Source organism: Micromonospora narathiwatensis (genome assembly GCF_900089605.1).
GTDB lineage: Bacteria > Actinomycetota > Actinomycetes > Mycobacteriales > Micromonosporaceae > Micromonospora > Micromonospora narathiwatensis.
Genome location: NZ_LT594324.1, coordinates 5,363,828 through 5,384,937 on the forward strand (window position 1 = coordinate 5,363,828; position 21,110 = coordinate 5,384,937).

Below are 21,110 nucleotides of genomic sequence, written 5' to 3' on the forward strand. Positions count from 1 at the left end.
GGGTGGCCTGTTGAAGGTTCTGGGGACAACGCCCGTCGGCGGCGTCCCGCCCGTCCACAGCGCTGGGGAGAAACCCGGTGGATTAGCGGTGGACAACCGGTGGATAACCGTGGACAACCTGGGGACGGGCTCCGCCTGTGGACCAGAACACGGGTTGTACCCCTGGTTCTCCACAGCGAAACCACCGGTGGATAACCTGTCCGACCTGCGCAGACGCCGGTTCTCCACAGTTTGCACAGGTGCGATGAAGACGATGAGTTATCTCTTCTAAACAACAAAAACCAATCATCACCGTTGGACTTCCTGTGGATCGGGCCGGAACGCCGCCGTCGGCGGTCGACCCGGCACCTGATCCACGGGGTCGGGCGCACAGCCGATGCCCGCGCGCCCTAAGGTGCGATGGGTACCCGCACGGTCGGGCGGGACGGGTGGCAGCGGTCGGCATGAGAGAGTTGTCGCTGACGTCGACGCGGAGGCATTGATGAAGTTCCGAGTGGAGCGCGACGCGCTCGCCGAGGCGGTCGCGTGGACCGCCAAGAGCCTGCCCAACCGACCCTCCGTACCGGTGCTGGCCGGGGTGATGCTCCGGGTGACCGACGGCAACCTCCAGGTCTCCGGCTTCGACTACGAGGTCTCCAGCCAGGTCACCGTCGAGGTGCAGGGTGACGCCGACGGTGCCGCCCTCGTCTCCGGCCGCCTGCTCGCCGAGATCACCAAGGCGCTCCCGGCCAAGCCGGTGGACATCGCCGCCGTCGGCGCCCACCTGGAACTGGTCTGCGGCAGCGCCCGCTTCACCCTGCCGACCATGCCCGTCGAGGACTACCCGTCCCTGCCGGAGATGCCGGAGAGCGCCGGCACCATCGACGCCGCCGCCTTCGCCGCCGCCGTGGCCCAGGTGGCCGTCGCCGCCGGCCGGGACGAGACGCTGCCGATGATGACCGGCGTACGCATCGAACTCTCCGGCCGGACGCTGGCGATGCTCGCCACCGACCGCTACCGGCTCGCGCTGCGCGAGATGGAGTGGAACCCGGACGACCCCGAGGTCAGCCTCAACGCCCTGGTGCCGGCCCGTACCCTGCACGACACCGCCAAGGCGCTCGGCCCGCTCGGCGGCCAGGTGACCATGGCGCTCTCCCAGGGCGGCGCCGGCGAGGGCATGATCGGCTTCTCCGGCGGCACCCGGCGGACCACCAGCCGGCTGCTCGACGGCGCCAACTACCCACCGGTCCGCTCGCTCTTCCCCGCCACCCACAATGCCGAGGCCCGGGTTTCGGTCAGCACCCTGATCGAGGTGGTCAAGCGCGTCGCCCTGGTCGCCGAGCGGACCACGCCGGTGCTGCTCAGCTTCAGCTCGGACGGCCTCGTCGTCGAGGCCGGCGGCACCGAGGAGGCCCGGGCCAGCGAGGCCATGGAGGCCGCCTTCACCGGCGACCCGCTGACCATCGGCTTCAACCCGCAGTATCTGATCGACGGCCTGACCAACCTGGGTGCCCAGCACGCGCTGCTCTCGTTCGTCGACGCCTTCAAGCCCGCGGTGATTTCGCCCGCCGGCGAGGATGGCGAGGTCATCCCGGGGTACCGGTACCTCATCATGCCGATCCGCGTGTCCCGCTGATCGCGTCCCCGCAAGACCCAGACGCACGGAGGTAGGAGCAGATGCAGCTCGGCCTGGTAGGACTCGGCCGGATGGGCGGCAACATGCGCGAGCGGTTGCGCGCCGCCGGTCACGAGGTGGTCGGCTACGACCGCGATGCGGAGCTGAGCGACGTCGCGAGCCTCGCGGAACTGGCCGAGAAGCTGGAGTCCCCGCGCGCGGTCTGGGTGATGGTTCCGGCCGGCGTCACCGACGCCACCATCGACGAACTCGCCGGCGTGCTCGGCGAGGGTGACATCATCATCGACGGCGGGAACTCGCGCTTCAGCGACGACGCCCCGCGCGCCGAGCGCCTGAACGAGCAGGGCATCGGCTACATCGACGTCGGCGTCTCCGGCGGCGTCTGGGGCCGGCAGAACGGGTACGCGCTGATGGTCGGCGGCGCGCAGGAGCACGTCGAGCGGCTGATGCCGATCTTCGAGGCGCTCAAGCCGGCCGGCGAGTTCGGCTTCGTGCACGCCGGCCCGGTCGGCGCCGGTCACTACGCCAAGATGGTGCACAACGGCATCGAGTACGGCCTGATGCACGCCTACGCCGAGGGCTACGAGCTGCTGGCCAAGTCCGAGCTGGTAACCAACGTGCCGGGCGTGTTCAAGTCCTGGCGCGAGGGCACCGTGGTCCGGTCCTGGCTGCTCGACCTGCTCGACCGCGCACTGGACGAGGACCCGGAGCTGGCCGAGCTGAGCGGCTACACCGAGGACACCGGCGAGGGGCGCTGGACCGTCGACGAGGCGGTCCGGCTCGCGGTGCCGCTGAACGTCATCACCGCCTCGCTCTTTGCCCGGTTCGCCTCCCGGCAGGACGACTCGCCCGCGATGAAGGCCGTCGCCGCGCTGCGCCAGCAGTTCGGCGGCCACGCCGTTCGCAAGCGCTGACCGGCCTCCACCGCCTGTGTACGTCCGCCGGCTCGAACTGGTCGACTTCCGCTCGTACGAGCGGGTCGGCGTTGACCTGGAGCCGGGTCCGAACGTCCTGATCGGCCCCAACGGTGTCGGCAAGACCAACCTGGTCGAGGCGCTCGGCTACGTGGCGACCCTGGACTCGCACCGGGTCGCCACGGACGCCCCGTTGGTTCGGATGGGGGCCTCCTCGGCGGTGATCCGCTGTGCGGTGGTGCACGAGGGCCGGGAGCTGCTGGTCGAGCTGGAGATCGTGCCCGGCAAGGCCAACCGGGCCCGGCTGGGTCGTTCCCCGGCCCGCCGCGCCCGCGACGTGCTCGGCGCGCTGCGGCTGGTGCTGTTCGCCCCGGAGGATCTGGAACTGGTTCGCGGGGATCCGGCCGAGCGTCGCCGCTACCTCGACGATCTGCTGGTCACCCGCCAGCCCCGGTACGCCGGGGTGCGCGCCGACTACGAGCGGGTGGTCAAGCAGCGCAACGCCCTGCTGCGCACGGCGTACCTGGCCCGCAAGACGGGCGGGTCGCGCGGTGGTGACCTGTCCACCCTCGCGGTCTGGGACACCCACCTGGCGCAGCACGGCGCCGAGCTGCTCGCCGGCCGGCTGGAGCTGGCCGCCGCGCTCGCCCCGCACGTCGGCAAGGCGTACGACGCGGTGGCGGCGGGCCGGGGCGCGGCGGGGATCGCGTACCGGTCGTCGGTGGAGCTGGCCGAGCCGACCACCGACCGGGCTGCGCTGGCCGAGGCGTTGCACACCGCGCTGACCGAGAACCGGTCGGCGGAGATCGAACGCGGCACCACCCTGGTCGGCCCGCACCGCGACGACCTCGCGCTCACCCTGGGCCCGCTGCCCGCCAAGGGGTACGCCAGCCACGGCGAGTCTTGGTCGTTCGCGCTGGCCCTGCGGCTGGCCGGGTACGACCTGCTGCGCGCCGACGGCATCGAGCCGGTGCTGGTCCTCGACGACGTCTTCGCCGAGCTGGACGCCGGTCGCCGGGAGCGGCTGGCCGAGCTGGTCGGCGGCGCCGGTCAGCTCCTGGTGACCTGCGCGGTCGACGACGACGTGCCGGTGGCCCTGCGCGGCGCCCGGTACGCGGTGGGCGAGGGGACGGTGCGCCATGTCGGATGAGGTCCAGTTGCCCCCGGCCCGGCTGGGACCGGGACGCGGTGGGCGTACCCCCGAGGGCACCGGCGGCGATGACACCGCGGGTGGGGGCGGGGACCTGCCGGCCGGGGCGTCCGGGCCGGAGCTGGCCCGGGCGGTGCTGGACGCGGCGAAGGCCCGCCGGCAGGCGGCGGGTGCCACCCGTCGGCGCGGCGCGGTACGCGGCGACGGCGAGCGGCGGCTGCGTGGCTACTCCGGTCCGGGGCCGGACCCGCGCGACCCGCAGCCGCTCGGCGCGGTGCTGGACAAGCTGGTCAAGGCGCGGGGCTGGCAGCAGCCGGCGGCCGAGGCGACGGTCTTCGGCGCCTGGGAACGGGTGGTCGGGCCGGAGGTGGCGCAGCACAGCCGCCCGGTCAAGCTGGAGAACGGCGAGCTGACCGTGGAGGCGCGCTCGACGGCGTGGGCCACCCAGCTCCGGCTGCTCGCCGGCTCGCTGCTCCAGCAGATCGCTCGCGAGGTGGGCCACAATGTGGTGCGCAAGCTGCACATCCACGGCCCGGCCGCGCCGTCCTGGTCGCGTGGCCCGCGTCGGGTCCGCGGTCGTGGCCCGCGCGACACCTACGGGTGACCGCCCGGGTGAGGGTCGCCGATCTGGCGGTATCCGGACCGAGCTGACCCCGCCACTTCCCCGACCTGCTGTCGAGGACGGTCAGGCGTCCGCGTAGACGGCGAAGCCGCGGTCCGCGCAGCGCCGGTAGAAGGCGGCCAGGACGCTCAGCTCGGCGCAGGTGAAGGTCCACTGCGGCGGATCGCCGTTCTCGTCGCGCAGCCTGTCGAGCCGGCTGTCCAGCCAGCGCAGCTGCTGCTCGGCCAGTCGGCCGTCGCCCAGCAGCGACCGCAGCACCTCGCTGACCGACTCGAAGGTCACCGCCTCGTCGATCGGCCGGTGCCGGGCGACGAACTTCTCCAGCCCGTCGGCGATCCAGGAACACCCGTCGGGGTCGATCACGGGGTCCTCGTCCTCGGCCGCGTTCTCCGTGGCGTAGAGCACATTTTCCAGGCCGAGGATCAGGTCAACCAGTTCGGTGTACGCGGTCGCGCGCACCGTGCCGGTCTTGGCGATCAACTCGGCGAGCGCCGCGGTGGGGCCGGAGACGCGTGGCATGTCCACGATCTCCCCGAAGTCGACGAACTCGGCCGGCGCGACCGGGTCGTAGAAGCGGCCGGTCCGCGGCCAGTGCACCGCGACGTTGTCCAGCCCCATCTGGCGTCACCTCTTGTCAGCGAGTTGTCGGACCGATCGGGTCGATCGTCCCGGTTCCCGGCGGGAAAGATCAAGACCACTGCGGCAGGCGCCGCAAAGGTACGGCACGACGGGTTTGCCCGCGACCCCCGGTCGGCCACCCCGCCGGCACCTGTGCGGTCGAAGGCGTCTCCGCTCAGGGCCACGGTGCGTTCCGACCGGCCGGCGGCGGTGGTTCGGCCCCCGCGGTGCCGGGCGGCGCTCCGGATCGAACGAAGGCCGGTCTGACGCCGCGCCGCGACCGAATGCCGTCGTTGGTGTGTAGGGGGAGTCGCGGATAGCGCGGTTCGGCCGGCTACGGAGTTCTCAGACGCCGCGCAGGGGTGCCGAGTGGCGGTTTGGTCGGCTCCGCAGAGTAAGATTGACGGCGAGACGAAAGACCCGACACGGAGCGACGGACAGGGGCCCCAGGGCCCTTGATCATTGTCCCGGATCGGGTCGAGCCGATCGCGATCCGCGGGCGTCCGCGACGCCCGGCGTAAGCGATCCGTGACCTGGCTATCCGGGGACCGGTTCGTGTGCGCCGACGTCGCGTGATGTCCGCCGAACCCGCGCCCCCGCGCCCTCGCGCGGCCGGTGCGAGAAAGTGGCCGAGGGTGGCAGCGGAGGACAACAAGAAGTACGGCGCGGAGTCGATCACCGTTCTCGAGGGCTTGGAGGCGGTTAGGAAGCGGCCCGGTATGTACATCGGGTCCACCGGTGAACGCGGTCTGCACCACCTCGTGTGGGAGGTCGTCGACAACGCGGTGGACGAGGCGCTGGCCGGATACTGCGACACCATCGACGTGCGGCTGCTCGCCGACGGCGGCGTACGGGTCACCGACAACGGGCGTGGCTTCCCGGTCGACCTCCACCCCAAGCTGAAGAAGCCGGGTGTCGAGGTCGCGCTGACCGTGCTGCACGCGGGCGGCAAGTTCGACGGCAAGGCGTACGCCGTTTCCGGCGGTCTGCACGGTGTCGGCGTCTCCGTCGTGAACGCCCTCTCCACGAAGATGGCCGTGGAGATCCACAAGGACGGTTTCGTCTGGCGGCAGCAGTACCACCAGTCCAAGCCGACCCCGCTGGAGAAGGGCGAGCCGACCGACCGGACCGGCTCGGCGGTCTCCTTCTGGCCCGACCCGGACGTCTTCGAGACCGTCGTCTTCGACTTCCAGACCATCTACCGGCGCCTGCAGGAGATGGCCTTCCTCACCCGCGGCCTCACCATCCACCTGCTCGACGAGCGGGTCGAGGAGACCGAGGAGGGCAAGCCGCGCGAGGTGACCTTCCACTACGACGGCGGCATCGCCGACTTCGTCCGGCACCTCAACGCCTCGAAGAACCCGATCCACCGGACGGTGGTCGAGTTCGGCGCCGAGGAGGAGGGCATGTCGGCGGAAATCGCCATGCAGTGGAACGAGTCGTACGGCGAGTCGGTCTACACCTTCGCCAACAACATCAACACCCACGAGGGCGGCACCCACGAGGAGGGCTTCCGGGCCGCGTTGACCACCGTCGTCAACCGGTACGGCGCGGAGAAGAAGCTACTCAAGGGCGACGAGAGGCTCTCCGGCGAGGACATCCGCGAGGGGCTGGCCGCGATCATCTCGGTCAAGCTGACCAACCCGCAGTTCGAGGGCCAGACCAAGACCAAGCTCGGCAACACCCCGGTGAAGAGCTTCGTGCAGCGGGTCTGCAACGAGTCGCTGGTCGACTGGTTCGACCGGAACCCGGCCGAGGCGAAGATCATCATCACCAAGGCGTCGCAGGCGGCCCGGGCCCGGATCGCCGCGCAGCAGGCGCGGAAGCTGGCCCGGCGCAAGTCGCTGCTGGAGTCCGGCTCGATGCCGGGCAAGCTGGCCGACTGCCAGTCCACCGACCCGCGCGAGTCTGAGGTGTTCATCGTCGAGGGTGACTCGGCGGGCGGCTCGGCCAAGCAGGGCCGCGACCCGCGTACCCAGGCAATCCTGCCGATCCGCGGCAAGATCCTCAACGTGGAGAAGGCCCGGATCGACCGGGTGCTGAAGAACAACGAGGTCCAGGCGCTGATCACCGCGCTGGGCACCGGCATCCACGACGACTTCGACATCGAGAAGCTGCGCTATCACAAGATCGTGCTGATGGCCGACGCGGACGTGGACGGCCAGCACATCCAGACGCTGCTGCTCACCCTGCTGTTCCGGTTCATGCGACCGCTGGTCGAGCTGGGGCACGTCTATCTGGCCGCCCCGCCGCTTTACAAGATCAAGTGGAACAAGAAGGGCGACGACGCCCAGTACGCGTACTCGGACCGGGAGCGGGACGGGCTGATCGCGCTGCGTCAGCAGAAGAAGCCCAACGCCAAGCCGGACGACATCCAGCGGTTCAAGGGTCTCGGCGAGATGAACTACCCCGAGCTGTGGGAGACCACGATGAACCCGGCCACGCGTACGCTGCGCCAGGTGACGCTCGACGACGCCGCGACGGCCGACGAGCTGTTCAGCGTGCTGATGGGTGAGGACGTCGAGGCGCGCCGTTCGTTCATCCAGCGCAACGCCAAGGACGTGCGGTTCCTGGACATCTGACGGACCGTGCCGTGCCGGGCGGTGATCCACCGACCGGCCCGGTCGTCCACAGAGTTATCCACAGTCCGGCCGGTTTCCACAGCCGTTATCCACAGCACGAAAACGACTCTGAGTCTGATAAGGGTTAACAGTGACCGATACTCCCGAGTCCACCCCGAACGAGCCGGAGACCCCGGAGACACTGGCCGCGGTCGTCGAGCACGACCGCATCGAGCCGGTCGGCCTCGAGGTCGAGATGCAGCGCTCGTACCTCGACTACGCGATGAGCGTCATCGTCGGGCGGGCCCTGCCGGACGTCCGGGACGGGCTCAAGCCGGTTCACCGCAAGATCCTCTACGCGATGTTCGACTCCGGCTACCGGCCGGACCGTGGCTACGTGAAGTGCTCCCGCGTCGTCGGCGACGTGATGGGTCAGTTCCACCCGCACGGCGACTCGGCCATCTACGACGCGCTGGTCCGGATGGCCCAGCCCTGGTCGCTGCGCTACCCGCTGGTCGACGGCAACGGCAACTTCGGCTCGCCGGGCAACGACCCGGCCGCGGCCATGCGCTACACGGAGTGCAAGCTCGACCCGCTGGCCATGGAGATGCTGCGGGACATCGACGAGGACACCGTCGACCTCCAGGACAACTACGACGGCCGGGCCAAGGAGCCCACGATCCTGCCGTCCCGTATCCCCAACCTGTTGATCAACGGCTCCGAGGGCATCGCGGTCGGCATGGCCACCAAGATCCCGCCGCACAACCTGCGGGAGATCGGCGCGGCCGTGCAGTGGTGCCTGGAGCACCCGGAGGCCGACGAGCCGACCACCCTCGAAGCGCTGCTGGAGATCGTCAAGGGTCCGGACTTCCCGACCCACGGTCTGATCGTCGGCCAGGCGGGCATCCAGGACGCGTACCGGACGGGGCGCGGCTCGATCCGGATGCGGGCCGTGGTCGAGGTCGAGGAGGACAAGCGGGGCCGGCCGGCGCTGGTGGTCAGCGAGCTGCCGTACCAGGTCAACCCGGACAACCTTGCCGAGCGGATCGCCGAGCTGATCAAGGAGGGCAAGCTCGGCGGCATCGCCGACATCCGGGACGAGTCCTCCGGGCGTACCGGCATGCGGATCGTGCTCGTGCTCAAGCGCGACGCGGTCGCCAAGGTGGTGCTGAACAACCTCTACAAGCACACCCAGCTCCAGGAGACCTTCGGCGCCAACATGCTGGCCCTGGTCGACGGGGTGCCGCGCACGCTCAACCTGGCCCAGTTCATCCGCTACTACGTCGAGCACCAGATCGAGGTCATCCGCCGGCGGACCGCGTTCCGGCTGCGTAAGGCGGAGGAGCGGGCGCACATCCTGCGCGGTCTGGCCAAGGCCCTCGACGCGCTCGACGAGGTGATCGCCCTGATCCGGCGTTCGCCCACCGTCGAGGACGCCCGCCAGGGCCTGATCCGGCTGCTGGAGATCGACGAGGTCCAGGCGACCGCGATCCTGGACATGCAGCTGCGCCGGCTGGCCGCCCTGGAGCGGCAGCGGATCCTGGACGACCTGGCCAAGCTCGAAGTGGAGATCGCCGACCTCAAGGACATCCTCGCCAAGCCGGAGCGGCAGCGGAAGATCGTTTCCGAGGAACTGGGCGAGATCGTCGCGAAGTGGGGCGACGACCGGCGTACCAAGATCGTGCCGTTCGACGGTGAGGTCTCGATGGAGGACCTCATCGCCCGCGAGGACGTGGTCGTCACCATCACCCGCACCGGGTACGCCAAGCGCACCAAGGTCGACCTCTACCGCTCGCAGCGTCGGGGCGGCAAGGGCGTCAGCGGCGCCACCCTCCGACAGGACGACATCGTCAGCCACTTCTTCGTCTGCTCGACGCACGACTGGATCCTGTTCTTCACCAACAAGGGTCGCGTGTACCGGGCCAAGGCGTACGAGCTTCCGGAAGCCAGTAGGGTGGCCAAGGGCCAGCACGTGGCCAACCTGCTCGCGTTCCAAGCGGACGAGCAGATCGCGCAGATCATCCAGATCCCGAACTACCAGGTGGCGCCCTACCTGGTACTGGCCACGAAGAACGGCCTGGTGAAGAAGACGCGGCTTGAGGAGTTCGACTCCAACCGATCCGGCGGCATCATCGCGATCAACCTGCGCGATGAGGACGAGCTGGTCGGTGCTGCCCTGGTGGGCCCGGAGGACGACCTGCTGCTGGTCTCCAAGAACGCCCAGGCCATCCGCTTCAACGCCACGGACGAGGCGCTGCGCCCGATGGGCCGGGCCACCTCCGGCGTCATCGGCATGCGGTTCAGCGAGGAGGACGTCCTGCTCGCCATGGAGGTCATCCGCAGCGAGGGCATGGAAGACCTGGACGTCCTGGTCGCGACAAACGGGGGATACGCGAAACGTACCCCGATCGAGGAATACCCGGTGCAGGGCCGGGGAGGTAAGGGCGTGCTGACTGCGAAGATCACTGAGCGACGTGGTGGTCTGGTCGGCGCGGTGGTGATCAGCCCGGAGGACGAGCTGTTCGCAATCACCAGCAACGGTGGTGTCATCCGGACTCCGGTGAAGCCTGTACGCCGTACGCGTGACCGGAACACAATGGGGGTCAAGCTGATGGACCTCCCGGACGGCGTGACTATCGTGGCGATTGCTCGCAATGCCGACGAGCCTGACGAACAGGACTAGTTGATGACGGAGACACAGGCGAAGTCGGGGAACAAGGGGACCTCGGCCAACCCGGTCGACGAGGAGGCCGCAAAGGGCGGTACACCAGCGACCGGCCGCGCGGCCGTGGGCCGGGCCACCGTCCCCGCCGACGAGCCTGCCCCGAAGTTCACCCGGGCCCCCGGCATGGCTCCGCCGCCGGACAAGCCCGCAGAGGACTCGGGGGCGACCGAGAAGGCCGACCAGACCAAGGTCGACGCCCCGCCCTCCGCCGAAGGCCCGGCCGCCTCGGCGGCCACCGCGGCGATGCCGGCCACGACCCAGCCGATCAAGACGACGGGTACGGCCCGGCCGTCCACCGGCACGACCGGCACCCAGCCGCGTGTCGGAGTCGGCGTCGGCGCCGCCGCCAGGCCGTCGGAGGGCGCCCGAGCCGGCGCACCGGGCCGACCGGCCAACGGCGGGGGCCTGCCGCCGGGCGTCACCGGTGCGGCCGCCGTCGGGGCCGCCCGGGTGGGTGAGGCGGTACGCGCCGCGCGTACCTCGGTCAGCTCGGCCGCGTCGCGCGGGCCGCGCCGGGCCCGGCTGAACCTCAAGCGGATCGACCCGTGGTCCGTGATGAAGTTCGCGTTCGCCGTTTCGGTGGTGCTCTTCATCGTGGTGGTCGTCGCCACCTCGGTGCTCTACCTGGCGTTGGACGCGATGGGCGTGTTCAAGACCGTCAACGCGAGCCTGACCGACCTGGTCAACGCCAGCAACAGCTCAGGCGGTGGCGGCGGCTTCCGGATCACCGCCAAGGGCGTGATCCTCAGCTCCGCGCTGATCGGCCTGGTCAACGTTGTGCTCTTCACCGCGCTGGCCACCCTCGGTGCGTTCGTCTACAACGTCTGCGCCGACCTGGTCGGCGGGGTCGAGCTGACGCTCGCCGAGCGGGACTGATCGGATGAGGACGCCGGGGCACTGCGTAAAGCGGTCGCCCCGGCGTCGCGTATCCGGGTAGGTTCTTCCCTGGCGCGGGTAGGTGCCGCCACCCACCCCGATTTGGGCGCGGAGGCGGCGATGGGTTAACCTTGGCCGTCGCCATGCGGGGCTATAGCTCAGTCGGTTAGAGCGCAGAGCTGATAACTCTGAGGTCGCTGGTTCGATTCCAGCTAGCCCCACCGCACGTCGTCCGACAGTAGTCGAGCGTGAGGGGTTGCCCCATGTTCAAGAAGCTTCTGATCCTGGCCGGCATCGTCGGCGTCGCCGCCGTGGTGGCCCGGAAGGTGAAGGCCTCGAACGACGAGCGCGCCCTGTGGCACGAGGCGACCACCGCGCCCGACCTGCGCTGAGTCGTCCTCAAACTGCCAGCACCGGGCGGTCAGCCCGACTCGGGGCCCTAGCTCAACTGGCAGAGCACTGCCTTTGCAAGGCAGGGGTTAGGGGTTCAAGTCCCCTGGGCTCCACTCTCACCGCCTCTGAACAGTGGCGAACACGTCCCAAGATTGTCGGGACCACATTGGGCCGTGCCGGCCGAGCCACCCTTTGGCGTACTGAGGTAGACGCCGCCCTGCTACTCCTGTGGCGCGTACCGCAACTGCTGGACGATGTGTAGCTCCTCATGCTCCGCGTCCAGGCAGCGCGGCCCGTGCTCAAACCGAGCGCCTCACTGATCTGATCCGCATATCCGCGCCCGCGCCGAGCCACAGCAGCCCGTGACAGCGGTCGGGCACCGCATCGAACAGGCGGAGCACGTCGCTCTCATCGGGCACCCGTTTCGGCGCGCGGCTGAGTCCCCGGAACACCTGCGCCGCCCAACCGAGGCTCTCGTCTGGTCGCCGGTCCGGCAGCACCGTCCACCAGGCCCGGCCCGCCGGGATCTGGTCGGTCCACCGCAGGCCCCTCGAGTCCGACGACCAGGTCCGGCCGGTGCGCTGGACCTGCCGGTGACCGGTCCGGGGGCGGTCCCGCACCGCCCCCGGACCGAGCCAATCAGCGCAGCCGGCGGATGTCGCCGTACGCCCGGTAGAAGCCGTCCCGCCCGGACTCCCGGACCTCCGTGACCAGGTTGCCGTGGCATGTCGACCCGTCCGGGCGCCGGGATACGAACGAGGAGGCCGTGGCCAGGCCACGACCTCCTCGTTCGTTTCGGTTCGGTCTGTCTCGTCGCGGGTGCGCCTACTCGAACGCGGTGGTCCAGATCCGGACCTTGTAGAACCGGGCCCCGGAGCGGCTCTTCGTCGTGGTCGCCTTGCCGGAGGAGTTGAAGAACTGCACCGTGGGGCTCGCCCAGGGGCGCGAGCCGGTGTTGTCGCCGCGGATCCAGGCCCGCTCACCGCCGCGCTGGTTGACGTACGCCTTCACCCGGGTGGTACCGGATTCCTTCAGTGTCCGGAAGGACCAGGTGTTGACCGAGTAGACGCCGCTGGTGTGGGTGATGAAGAGCGTGTCCTTGGACGTGTACGACGGCTGTAGGTCGTGGCCCAGGTTCGGTACGGTCTTCCCGGCCGAGTTCTTGTACGTGCCGAGGCTGATGTAGCCGTTCTTGGCCGACAGCCGGGTACTGCGGCCCGAGCCGGAGATGGTGAACGGGGTGAGCCTGCCCTCGCCGATCGCCCACAGGAACTTGTGCGTCGGGTCGTAGAGCACCCCGTGCGCACCCTTGACGGTGATGGTCTGCACCTTCGCGAGCGTGCTCGGGCTGTTCGCGTTGCTCGGCGAGTACAGGGTCAGGTAGCCGTTGGAGCTGGCGACCACGACCGAGCCGTTGCTCGGAATGCGTTCGATCGCGTGAGGGTTCCCGCCCGGCGTGGCCTGCCAGAGGATGTTGCTGGTGGTGGCCTTCTTCGAGCCACTCTTCACCTGGACGATCGCGGCCTTGCCGCCGGAGGCGGCGACCAGCGCGATCATGCCGTGTGCGGCGGTGTCCCGGAACTTCACATCGGACAGGTTGGCCCACGCCCCGGTGGTGGTGCCCGGCGTGAACTGCCAGCGCAGGTTCGCGTCGGTCCAGCTGACGTTCCGGTTCCACACCATGACCCGGTTGCTCGACTGCTCGGTCATGGCCAGGTAGTAGTCGTTGGCGGCGTTAGCCGGCGTGGAGGTCGCGACGATGGCGGCGGCGCCGATCGCGACGCTGGTCAGTGCTGCCAGGATGGCTTTGCGCATGCATCTTCCCCCGGGATGGCTTGGCAACGTCTACCTCAGACAGCGGCCCGTTGATCAACGGGCGCTTGATCGAGACTAGCTAACTCCAGCAACTACGATTGCCCCCCGGGCCGCCGATCGTTCACATCGTGTTTACCTCTCGCCCCGGCGCGCGATTGCTGGCTTGGGCGACCGGTCAGCGGGCGGCGTCGGCGAGGACCTGACCCAGGGCGTGTGAGGTCTGGCGGACGATGCCCGGGTTGGTGTCCCAGTAGTACGGCAGCGCCGCCACCGCCTGGAGCAGGGCCCAGCCGCGCCCCCGTAGCCAGGCGGCGTCGTCCACGTTCAGTTCGGCGCGGAACCGTTCCCGGCTGGTCCCGGCGAAGACGTTCCACGCCGGTTGCAGGTCGCAGGCGGGGTCCCCGACATTGAGGCCGCCGAAGTCGATGACGGCGGAGAGGCGGCCGTCGACGACCAGCAGGTTGCCGGGCAGCAGGTCCCCGTGCACCCACACCCCCGGCCGGCCCCACGCCGCCGCGTCCAGCGACTCCTGCCAGGCGCGCAAGGTGGCGGCACCGTCGATTCGATCGCCGAGTTCACCAACCGAGCGGCGTACGCCGGCGTCGAACTCGGCCAGGTCGCCGCCCCGGCAGGCCGGTGGCCGAGGGTACGCGCCGGTGGTGTCGATCGAGCGTAGCGCCGTGATGAACGCGGCGAGGTCGACCGCCGCCCGGTCCAGGTCGTCGAGGGTGCCGTTGGCGTTCTCGCCGGGCAGCCACTCGTGCACCGACCAGCCGAAGGGGTAGCCCTCGGCGGGGTGTCCCATCGCCAGCGGAACGGGCAGGGCGAGTGGCAGGTGCGGGGCGAGTCGGGGCAGCCACTCGGCCTCCCGCGCCGCCTGCCCGGTGGCCCAGCCGATCCGGGGCAGCCGGACCGACAGGTGCTCGCCGAGCCGGTAGATGTCGTGGTCGGTCCCGTACGAGGGGACCAGCCGGACCGGCAGCCCGGCCCAGTGCGGGAACTGCCCGGTGAGCAGTCGCCGGACCAGCTCGATGTCGGTCTCCACCTCGTCGGCATGCATCTTCACCCGCCCCATGGCGACATACTCGGTCGAGTCGCCCGTACGGACAATCGAGTTTCGTCTCGCGGACCCGACCGACCCGTCGTACCGGCCGCAGGGCGGCAGGCTAGCGTCGGGGCGTGAGTTCCGGATCCCCGCGCGTCCTGCCGGCCGGCAGCGGCATCGCCGAGGCGGCTGCCGTGCTGCGTACCGGTGGGCTGGTCGCCTTTCCCACCGAGACGGTCTACGGGCTGGGCGCGAACGCGCTCGACGCCCGGGCGGCGGCGCGGATCTTCGAGGCGAAGGCGAGGCCCAGCTTCGACCCGCTGATCACCCACCTGGCCGACGCCGCCGACCTGCCCGGCCTGGTCGGCGCGGTGCCGCCGGCGGTCGCCGCGCTGGTCGAACGGTTCTGGCCCGGGCCGCTCACGTTGATCGTGGACCGGCCGGCGGCGATCCCGCCGATCGTCACCTCCGGTCTGGCGACCATGGCGGTCCGGGTGCCGGACGAGCCGTCCGCCCGGGCGCTGATCGCCGCCGCCGGGGTGCCGGTGGCGGCCCCCAGCGCCAACCGGTTCGGTCAGCTCAGCCCGACCCGGGCCGAGCACGTGGTGGCCGGGCTGGGCGACGCGGTGGACGTGGTGCTCGACGGCGGCCCGACCCGGTGCGGCATCGAGTCGACCATCGTGGACGCCCGGGGCGATCGTCCAGTGGTGCTGCGGCTGGGCGCGCTGCCGGTGGAGGCGCTGGTCGAGGCGGTCGGGCCGGTCGACGTACGACCGGGCAGCTCTGGCCAGCCGGTGGCGCCCGGTGGGCTGGCCGCGCACTACGCCCCGCGTACCCCGTTGCGGTTGGGGACTGCGGAGCCGGCGCCCGGCGACGGTGGCCGGCGCGGGTTCCTGGCCTTCCGTGAGCGCCCGGCGGCCGGCGACTGGGCGGCGGTGGAGGTGCTGTCCCCCGAGGGTGATCCGACCGTGGCGGCCGCACGGCTGTTCGACGCGCTGCACCGGTTGGACGCGGCCGGGGTGACCGAGATCGTCGCCGAGCCGGTCCCGGACGTCGGGGTGGGGCGGGCGATCAACGACAGGTTGCGGCGGGCCGCCGCAACCTGGCACTGACCGTCACAGGTCCAACTCGCCGACCACCTGGTCGCCGCTGTGTTCGCCGGTGAGCCGGAAGCCGAGGCGGCGGTAGAAGCGTTCCGGGCCGTGCGGACCGGGCACCCAGGTAACGACGAGCCGGTCGGTGCCCCGGCTGCGCAGTTCCCCGGCCACCGCCTCGACGGCGAAGCGGCCGTATCCCCGGCCCTGCTGGTCGGCGGCGATGTTCAGCCGCCACAGCCCGGAGCGGACATCGCCCGGGTCCTCCGGGCGCCACCGGATGTCGAGGAAGGCCATCAGGAAGCCGACCGGCCGGTCCCCGTCGACGATCAGTCTCGGCCAGGCGACGTCCGGCTGCACGTACGCCTCGGCGAGCGACCGCGCGACGGGCGCGACCAGATCCTCCTGGTCCGGGCGGACGGCGATGGCGCAGGCGGCCAGGACGTTGTCCGTGGTGATCTTCTCAAGGCGTGGCGGCATGGCGGCACCCTAGCCGGGGGCGGCGCAGGGCTCGACCGGATTACGCCCCCAGCTCGGCCCGGTGGGCGGTCACTCGCCGTGCCCGGTCTCGCCGTGGCCGCCGTCGCCGGACCCGTGCGGATGGTCGCCGGATCCGTGCCGGTGGTCGCCGGCCGGGCGGACGCCGGGCTGCGGCAGGTGGTCGACCAGCCGGGTGAGCGCGCCGTTGGCGAAGGTCGCGCCCAGCGCGGAGCCGGCGGCGATCGTCCAACCCACCGGGCCGAGTGGCGTGCAACCGAAGAACTGGCTGAGCCCCGGCGTCTGCACCACCCCGACCAGTACGCCGATCGAGGCGGCGGTGGAGGCGAGCACGGTGGGGCTGGTGCCGCCGGCCAGCACGGTCTGGCCGAGCTGGGTGCCGACCAGCGAGGCGAGCGCCACCGTCCCCGCCCACTGCTGCCGCCCGGTCCACCGGGCCACCGTCCAGCCGGCGGTCGCGCCCAGGGTGGTGGCGCCCGCCCGCAGCGCGATCTCCCGGGTCATCGTCCCGCCGAGGGAGGTGTCCGGCCCCTCCCGCAGCAGGTGGTCGGCCCGGTCGGAGGCGGGCGGGCGGACCGCGATGGCCAGTGCCGGTGCCAGGTCGGTGAGCAGGTTGACCAGGAGCAACTGCCGGCCGGTCAGCGCGGACCGGCCGGTGGCGGCGGCGGTCAGCACGCTGAACGCGATCTCGCCGAGGTTCCCGCCGACCAGGATGCTCAGCGCGTGGCGGACCGACGACCACATCGCCCGTCCCTCGACCAGGGTGGCGATGATCGTCTCCAGCCGGTCGTCGGTGACCACCAGATCGGCGGCGGCGCGGGCGGCCGGGGTGCCGCGCTGGCCGAGCGCGATACCCACGTCGGCCAGCCGGATCGCCGGGGCGTCGTTGGCGCCGTCGCCGGTCATCGCCACCGTACGGCCCCGGTGTTGCAGCGCCTGGATGATGCGGACCTTGTGGGCGGGGGTGCAGCGGGCCACCACGTCGGTCGCCATGAGCCGCTCGGCCAGCGCGTCGTCGTCCAGCCGGTCCAGGTCGGTCGCGGTGACCACCCGCTGCTCGCCGTGATCGGGGCTGATGGTCGCGGCGATGGCCTCGGCGGTGGCCGGATGGTCCCCGGTGATCATGATGGTGTGCACGCCGGCCTGCCGGATCCGGTGTACGGCGGGCGCGGCGCTCTCCCGTACCCCGTCGGCGAGTGCCAGGAAACCGACGAAGACCAGATCGCCGACCTGCTCGTCGGTCACCGTCTCGTCGTCCACCCGGCGCTCGGCGACGGCGAGGATCCGGTGCCCGGCCCGGGCCCGCTCGGCCAGCATCGCGTGCACGGCGTTCCGCCCCGCCTCGTCGAGCGGCTGGTCGCCCCCGCTCCGCCGGGCCGTGCAGCGGGGCAGCACCGACTCGGGCGCGCCCTTCACGCTGAGCAGCAGCCCGTCGGCGGTCCGCCCGACCGTGGCGTGATAGCCGCGGGAGGGCTCGAACGGCAGCCCGCCCACCGCCGTCCAGTCCGCCGCGCCGACCTGCTCCGACACCTCGGCGGTGCCCGCGCCCCGGCGTACCGCCCGGTCGGTCTGCTGGGGCAGCTCGTCCGGGTCGGCCGCCGCCGGGGTGGCGCGCAGCGCCGCGGCCAGGGTCAGCCGCAGCGACTCGTCCAGCCGGTCCGGTGGGGCGTACCGGTCGTCGCCGTCGCCCACCCCGGCCAGCAGCAGCTTTCCCTCCGTGAGGGTGCCGGTCTTGTCGAAGCAGAGCACGTCCACCCGGCCCAGCGCCTCGATGGTCCGTGGGTTGCGGACCAGGGCGCCGTGCTCGGCCAGCCGCCGCGCCGCAGCCAGCTGCGCGGCGCTGACCAGGAACGGCAGCCCCTCCGGCACCGACGCGACGGCCAGGTTCGCGGCGGTCGCCGCCGTCTCCGCCAGGGGTACGCCCCGGAGCAGGCCCGCCCCGGCCACCGCGATCGCCGAGCCGGCCGCCAGCGGTACGGCGAAGCTGGTCAGCTTCCCGAGCCGCGCCTCGACGCCGCTGGTCGGCGGGGCCTGCCGGGCCATTGCGAGGCTCCGTCCCGCCTCGGTCTCCTCGTCGGTCGCCACCACGACCCCGGTGCCGTGGCCGGCGGCGACAGTGGTGCCCTCGTACAGCATGGAGTGCCGCTCGGCGATGTCCGCCGCCACCACCGGTTCGGGGCTCTTGCTGACCGGCAGCGACTCGCCGGTCAGCGACGACTCGTCGGCCTCCAGCCCGTCCGAGGTGAGTACCCGGCAGTCGGCGGGGATCGCGTCGCCGGGGCCCACCGCGATCACGTCACCGCGGACCAGTTCCTCGGCGGGCACCACCTGTTCGGCGCCGTCCCGGAGCACCCGGGCGGTCACCGCCGAACGGGACAGCAGTTCGGCGAGGGACCGTTCGGTGTTGCGCTGGTGCACCGCGCCGACCAGCGCCGAACCGCCGACCACCCCGCCGACCAGGGCCGCGTCGACCAGCGAGCCGAACGCGGCGGAGAGCACCGCCCCGGCGGCGAGCACCGGGGTGAGCGGGTTCGACAGCTCGTCCACGAAGGTACGCAGCAGACTGGCAGGGCCGGCCCCGTCGCCGGTCGCCGACCGCCGGCGGCGTCCCGCCTCCGCGCTGGTCAACCCGCCGGGCTCGGTGCCGAGCTGGTCCAGCACGGTCGCCGACGGCATCAGGTGCCAGGCGGTCACCGCGGGCATCGGCGAGCGGGTGCGGTCCGGCAACCGGCGGGCCCGCCACACGCCGTGCGCGAAGGCGATCGCGGCGGCGCCGTTCACCGCGTCGAGGGTCCGGCCGGGTAGCTGAGCGGGTGCGGAGGTGAACGCGTTCAGCGCTCCCAGGCCGCTGCCGGCCATCGCGATCCGGATGTTCTGCCTGGTCATCCGGCGGGCCACCCCGGTGGCGTCGATCAGCAGGGCGGGAATTCGCAGGTCGTCGCCGACCAGCAGGTGCGCGCCCCACGGCGGGAGGCCGTCCGGGGCGGCCACGCCGAGGCCGCAGTCGGCGGCGCCGAGCGCCTCACGTCCGCCGGAGACGACCATGACGACCGCGCCGTCGCGTTGCAGGGCGCGTACCGAGTCGGCGAGGTGGGGGCCGCCGGGCACGACGAGGTCCGCGAAGCCGTACCGCTCGTCGTCGTCGCCGGCCACTACGAGCCGCAGGCCGGCCTGGCGGGCGGCGGTGGGCAGGAGGTCCACGCCGGGCGCCGGCTCCGGCTCGACCCGGAGCACGGCGGCCAGGGTGCCGCCGGAAGCGAGGCCGAGCAGCGGACCGCCGCCCTCCCGGAGGCGGCGGCTGTCGGGGGTGTCCCCGGGGTCGTCGGCGTCGATCCGGTCCAGCGGCCCGAGCCGCCAGCCGTCGGCCTCCCGTACCGTGTCGGGCGCGGCCGGGTCGAAGAGGGCGAACGCCTGGGCGGCGACCTGCCCGGTGTCCGCCCCGGGCAGGGGCGCCAGGTCGGCCAGCACGCCCCGGTCCGAGCCGAGGATCGCGCTGTCCAGCAGCACCGTGTCGATCCGGTCCAGCTCCCGCAGCACGCTGCGGTCCATCGCGATGACGCCGCGCCGGGCGAGTATCCGGCCGAGTTGGGCGGCGTAGCCCTCCCGTCCGGCGCCCGGCGCCTTCGGCAGCGACGAGATGGCCACCGCGGCGGCCCGTTTGCCACCGGCCACCGGCACCGTCGCCGCGCCGGCCGCCGCCCCGGCGGCGAGCATCCGGGTCACGTACCGTTCGGCCGGGCCGTCCGGCGTCGGGCAGGGGCGTTGCCCCTTCGGCACCCGGGCCACCGCGCGGTCCGGGTCCCCGGTCAGCCGCGGCTCCGCCTTCGTCCAGGCGGCGAGCTGGGCCCGCGCCTCACCCCACTGCACCATCCGCTGTGCGCCGTCCAGGACTATCCCGGCCCAGCGGCCGGAGAGGCCCTGCGCGACCGCCTCGGCGAGCGGGAAGAACAGGTCGGCGCGGGGATCCGCGCGCAGTCCCCGGTCGGCCAGCGCGTGCAGCTTCGGGTGCAGGTCGATCGCGGTGAGGAGGCCGGACACCTCGGCGGGGAGCGGGGCGAACGGCAGGATCCGGGTGGCCGCCGAGATGGTCAGGCCGAGCGCGTCGGAGGCCAGCGCGCCCAGGGTACGAGGCGTACGGGGGCCTTCCTCGGGCGGGTGCGGCGGCGGGATCTCCGAGTCCGGCTCGTACGGGCACACCTGCTCGACCTGGGCGATCTTGGCGATCAGCTCGCGCAGTTTCGGCTTCGGCTCCTGGACCGCCACCACCACCCGGCCGGAGGGCGCGTTGACCCGGGCCCAGGCCACGCCGGGCATCCGTTCCAGCGCCTCCTCGACCTGCCGGGCCAGCCGGTTCCCGCCGTCCTGGCAGACGCCGTGCACCTCGATGTGGTGCCGGCCGTCCAGGGTCCAGACCCGGCGTCGGGTCAGCCCGACGAGCCGGGCCAGCTTGGTCGCCGCCGTACCCACGCTCTCCGCGGCCTCGGTGACGCCGCGCGGCACGGCGGCCTGGGCCACGCCGGGCGCGACGGTGGCGACCGTACGCGCGACCCGTGCGACCGCGTCCGGCACGGCCGCCGGCGACAGCAGGAGGCCGGCATACCGGCCCAGCGAGGTCATCGAGGGGTACGGCCGAGCCGCCGGCCCCGCTCCCCGATGCGCCGGTCGGCGTACCCGTCGTACGTCATCTCGCCTCCCGCGCTCGTCCAGGGGGTCCGACTTCCCGGCGTCGCGTCCGTTATGCCCCCCGACTGGGGGAAGTTTCCCCACTGGTCGGGGCATGGACGGGTGCCCCGGTGGAATGCCGCTCGGACGTCGATGTGTCGTCGGAACAGGGGAGGCGTGATGAGCACGCTGACACGAAACCTCAGCGGAGCGCACGAGATGATCAGGACGTACTGCCGGCGGGTGGAGATTCCGGTGCTGGGCGAGGTGGCGGTGCCCCCGCCGGACAAGTTGGCCTACTACGCGGGGTTGGGGGTGCTCGCCGCGTTGCAGGTGATCGAGTGGCCGCTGGCTCTGGTGATCACAGCCGGGCACCTGCTGGCCGACCAGCACCTCTCGGGGGTGGTCCGGGGGCTGGGCGAGGCGTTGCAGTCGGCCTGACGAGACGGGGCTCACGGTTGACCTCAATCCGGGTTGAGGTCCGAAGCTTGAGCCCATGTCGACAGCACGTACGCCGGTCCG

General features: G+C 71.9%; 15 protein-coding genes and 2 tRNA genes. 12 read left to right on the forward strand and 5 right to left on the reverse strand.

Annotated elements, in window-relative coordinates; genetic code table 11:
• The first annotated feature begins 481 nt into the window (after positions 1-481).
• From dnaN to GA0070621_RS23500, 4 genes are read left to right on the forward strand one after another with little or no spacing between them, the layout of a single operon-like run.
• Positions 482-1,615, forward strand: coding sequence for a DNA polymerase III subunit beta (gene dnaN / locus GA0070621_RS23485; protein WP_091199761.1), 1,134 nt, complete (start codon positions 482-484; stop codon positions 1,613-1,615).
• Positions 1,616-1,656: 41 nt separating this feature from the next.
• Positions 1,657-2,529: a phosphogluconate dehydrogenase (NAD(+)-dependent, decarboxylating) gene (gene gnd / locus GA0070621_RS23490; protein ID WP_091199763.1), complete on the forward strand. Its 873-nt coding sequence runs from the start codon at positions 1,657-1,659 to the stop codon at positions 2,527-2,529.
• 16 nt (positions 2,530-2,545) lie between these two features.
• Entirely contained in the window at positions 2,546-3,679 is a 1,134-nt protein-coding gene (recF, locus tag GA0070621_RS23495) for a DNA replication/repair protein RecF (protein WP_091199765.1), read from the forward strand.
• Positions 3,669-4,283, forward strand: coding sequence for a DUF721 domain-containing protein (locus GA0070621_RS23500; protein WP_091199767.1), 615 nt, complete (start codon positions 3,669-3,671; stop codon positions 4,281-4,283). The genes recF and GA0070621_RS23500 overlap by 11 nt, the downstream gene beginning before the upstream one ends.
• An 81-nt stretch (positions 4,284-4,364) precedes the next feature.
• On the opposite strand, the gene GA0070621_RS23505 is transcribed toward GA0070621_RS23500, so the two are convergent.
• On the reverse strand, positions 4,365-4,919 hold the full coding sequence (locus GA0070621_RS23505; RefSeq protein WP_091199768.1) for a hypothetical protein: 555 nt from the start codon (positions 4,917-4,919) through the stop codon (positions 4,365-4,367).
• Positions 4,920-5,554: 635 nt separating this feature from the next.
• Here GA0070621_RS23505 and gyrB point away from each other — a divergent pair.
• The 6 genes from gyrB to GA0070621_RS23530 all read left to right on the forward strand — a co-directional run bounded on the left by gyrB (position 5,555) and on the right by GA0070621_RS23530 (position 11,587).
• Entirely contained in the window at positions 5,555-7,501 is a 1,947-nt protein-coding gene (gene gyrB, locus GA0070621_RS23510) for a DNA topoisomerase (ATP-hydrolyzing) subunit B (RefSeq protein WP_091199770.1), read from the forward strand.
• Positions 7,502-7,631: 130 nt separating this feature from the next.
• A complete protein-coding gene (gyrA, locus tag GA0070621_RS23515; RefSeq protein WP_091199772.1) occupies positions 7,632-10,163 on the forward strand; it encodes a DNA gyrase subunit A in 2,532 nt (843 codons plus the stop codon).
• A gap of 3 nt (positions 10,164-10,166) precedes the next feature.
• Complete coding sequence (locus GA0070621_RS23520) at positions 10,167-11,081, forward strand: DUF3566 domain-containing protein (RefSeq protein WP_091199774.1); 915 nt, start codon at positions 10,167-10,169, stop codon at positions 11,079-11,081.
• A 147-nt stretch (positions 11,082-11,228) separates the two neighbouring features.
• Positions 11,229-11,302, forward strand: a tRNA-Ile gene (locus GA0070621_RS23525).
• Between the two features lie 42 nt (positions 11,303-11,344).
• A complete protein-coding gene (locus GA0070621_RS30985) occupies positions 11,345-11,473 on the forward strand; it encodes a DLW-39 family protein (protein ID WP_231920970.1) in 129 nt (42 codons plus the stop codon).
• A gap of 41 nt (positions 11,474-11,514) precedes the next feature.
• Positions 11,515-11,587, forward strand: a tRNA-Ala gene (locus GA0070621_RS23530).
• Between the two features lie 712 nt (positions 11,588-12,299).
• Here GA0070621_RS23530 and GA0070621_RS23540 read toward each other — a convergent pair.
• Positions 12,300-13,289 (reverse strand): DUF6528 family protein, encoded by a 990-nt coding sequence (locus GA0070621_RS23540; RefSeq protein WP_091199776.1) that lies wholly within the window; start codon positions 13,287-13,289, stop codon positions 12,300-12,302.
• Positions 13,290-13,464: 175 nt separating this feature from the next.
• A complete protein-coding gene (locus tag GA0070621_RS23545; protein WP_197674104.1) occupies positions 13,465-14,349 on the reverse strand; it encodes an aminoglycoside phosphotransferase family protein in 885 nt (294 codons plus the stop codon).
• A 143-nt stretch (positions 14,350-14,492) separates the two neighbouring features.
• Here GA0070621_RS23545 and GA0070621_RS23550 point away from each other — a divergent pair, with 143 nt between their 5' ends.
• Positions 14,493-15,446, forward strand: coding sequence for an L-threonylcarbamoyladenylate synthase (locus GA0070621_RS23550; protein ID WP_091202767.1), 954 nt, complete (start codon positions 14,493-14,495; stop codon positions 15,444-15,446).
• A 3-nt stretch (positions 15,447-15,449) separates the two neighbouring features.
• On the opposite strand, the gene GA0070621_RS23555 is transcribed toward GA0070621_RS23550, so the two are convergent.
• A complete protein-coding gene (locus tag GA0070621_RS23555; RefSeq protein WP_091199779.1) occupies positions 15,450-15,908 on the reverse strand; it encodes a GNAT family N-acetyltransferase in 459 nt (152 codons plus the stop codon).
• A gap of 69 nt (positions 15,909-15,977) precedes the next feature.
• Complete coding sequence (locus GA0070621_RS23560; RefSeq protein WP_091199781.1) at positions 15,978-20,543, reverse strand: HAD-IC family P-type ATPase; 4,566 nt, start codon at positions 20,541-20,543, stop codon at positions 15,978-15,980.
• 225 nt (positions 20,544-20,768) lie between these two features.
• Here GA0070621_RS23560 and GA0070621_RS23565 point away from each other — a divergent pair, with 225 nt between their 5' ends.
• Entirely contained in the window at positions 20,769-21,029 is a 261-nt protein-coding gene (locus GA0070621_RS23565; protein ID WP_167667231.1) for a hypothetical protein, read from the forward strand.
• Positions 21,030-21,110 lie beyond the last annotated feature (81 nt).

Excerpts from the sequence above, each read along its gene's own strand:
- dnaN (WP_091199761.1), top strand. The coding sequence starts at position 482 with ATGAAGTTCCGAGTGGAGCGCGACGCGCTCGCCGAGGCGGTCGCGTGG.
- gnd (WP_091199763.1), top strand. The coding sequence starts at position 1,657 with ATGCAGCTCGGCCTGGTAGGACTCGGCCGGATGGGCGGCAACATGCGC.
- GA0070621_RS23500 (WP_091199767.1), top strand. The coding sequence starts at position 3,669 with ATGTCGGATGAGGTCCAGTTGCCCCCGGCCCGGCTGGGACCGGGACGC.
- GA0070621_RS23505 (WP_091199768.1), bottom strand. The coding sequence starts at position 4,919 with ATGGGGCTGGACAACGTCGCGGTGCACTGGCCGCGGACCGGCCGCTTC.
- GA0070621_RS23520 (WP_091199774.1), top strand. The coding sequence starts at position 10,167 with ATGACGGAGACACAGGCGAAGTCGGGGAACAAGGGGACCTCGGCCAAC.
- GA0070621_RS30985 (WP_231920970.1), top strand. The coding sequence starts at position 11,345 with ATGTTCAAGAAGCTTCTGATCCTGGCCGGCATCGTCGGCGTCGCCGCC.
- GA0070621_RS23540 (WP_091199776.1), bottom strand. The coding sequence starts at position 13,289 with ATGCGCAAAGCCATCCTGGCAGCACTGACCAGCGTCGCGATCGGCGCC.
- GA0070621_RS23545 (WP_197674104.1), bottom strand. The coding sequence starts at position 14,349 with ATGCATGCCGACGAGGTGGAGACCGACATCGAGCTGGTCCGGCGACTG.
- GA0070621_RS23555 (WP_091199779.1), bottom strand. The coding sequence starts at position 15,908 with ATGCCGCCACGCCTTGAGAAGATCACCACGGACAACGTCCTGGCCGCC.
- GA0070621_RS23560 (WP_091199781.1), bottom strand. The coding sequence starts at position 20,543 with ATGACCTCGCTGGGCCGGTATGCCGGCCTCCTGCTGTCGCCGGCGGCC.
- GA0070621_RS23565 (WP_167667231.1), top strand. The coding sequence starts at position 20,769 with ATGAGCACGCTGACACGAAACCTCAGCGGAGCGCACGAGATGATCAGG.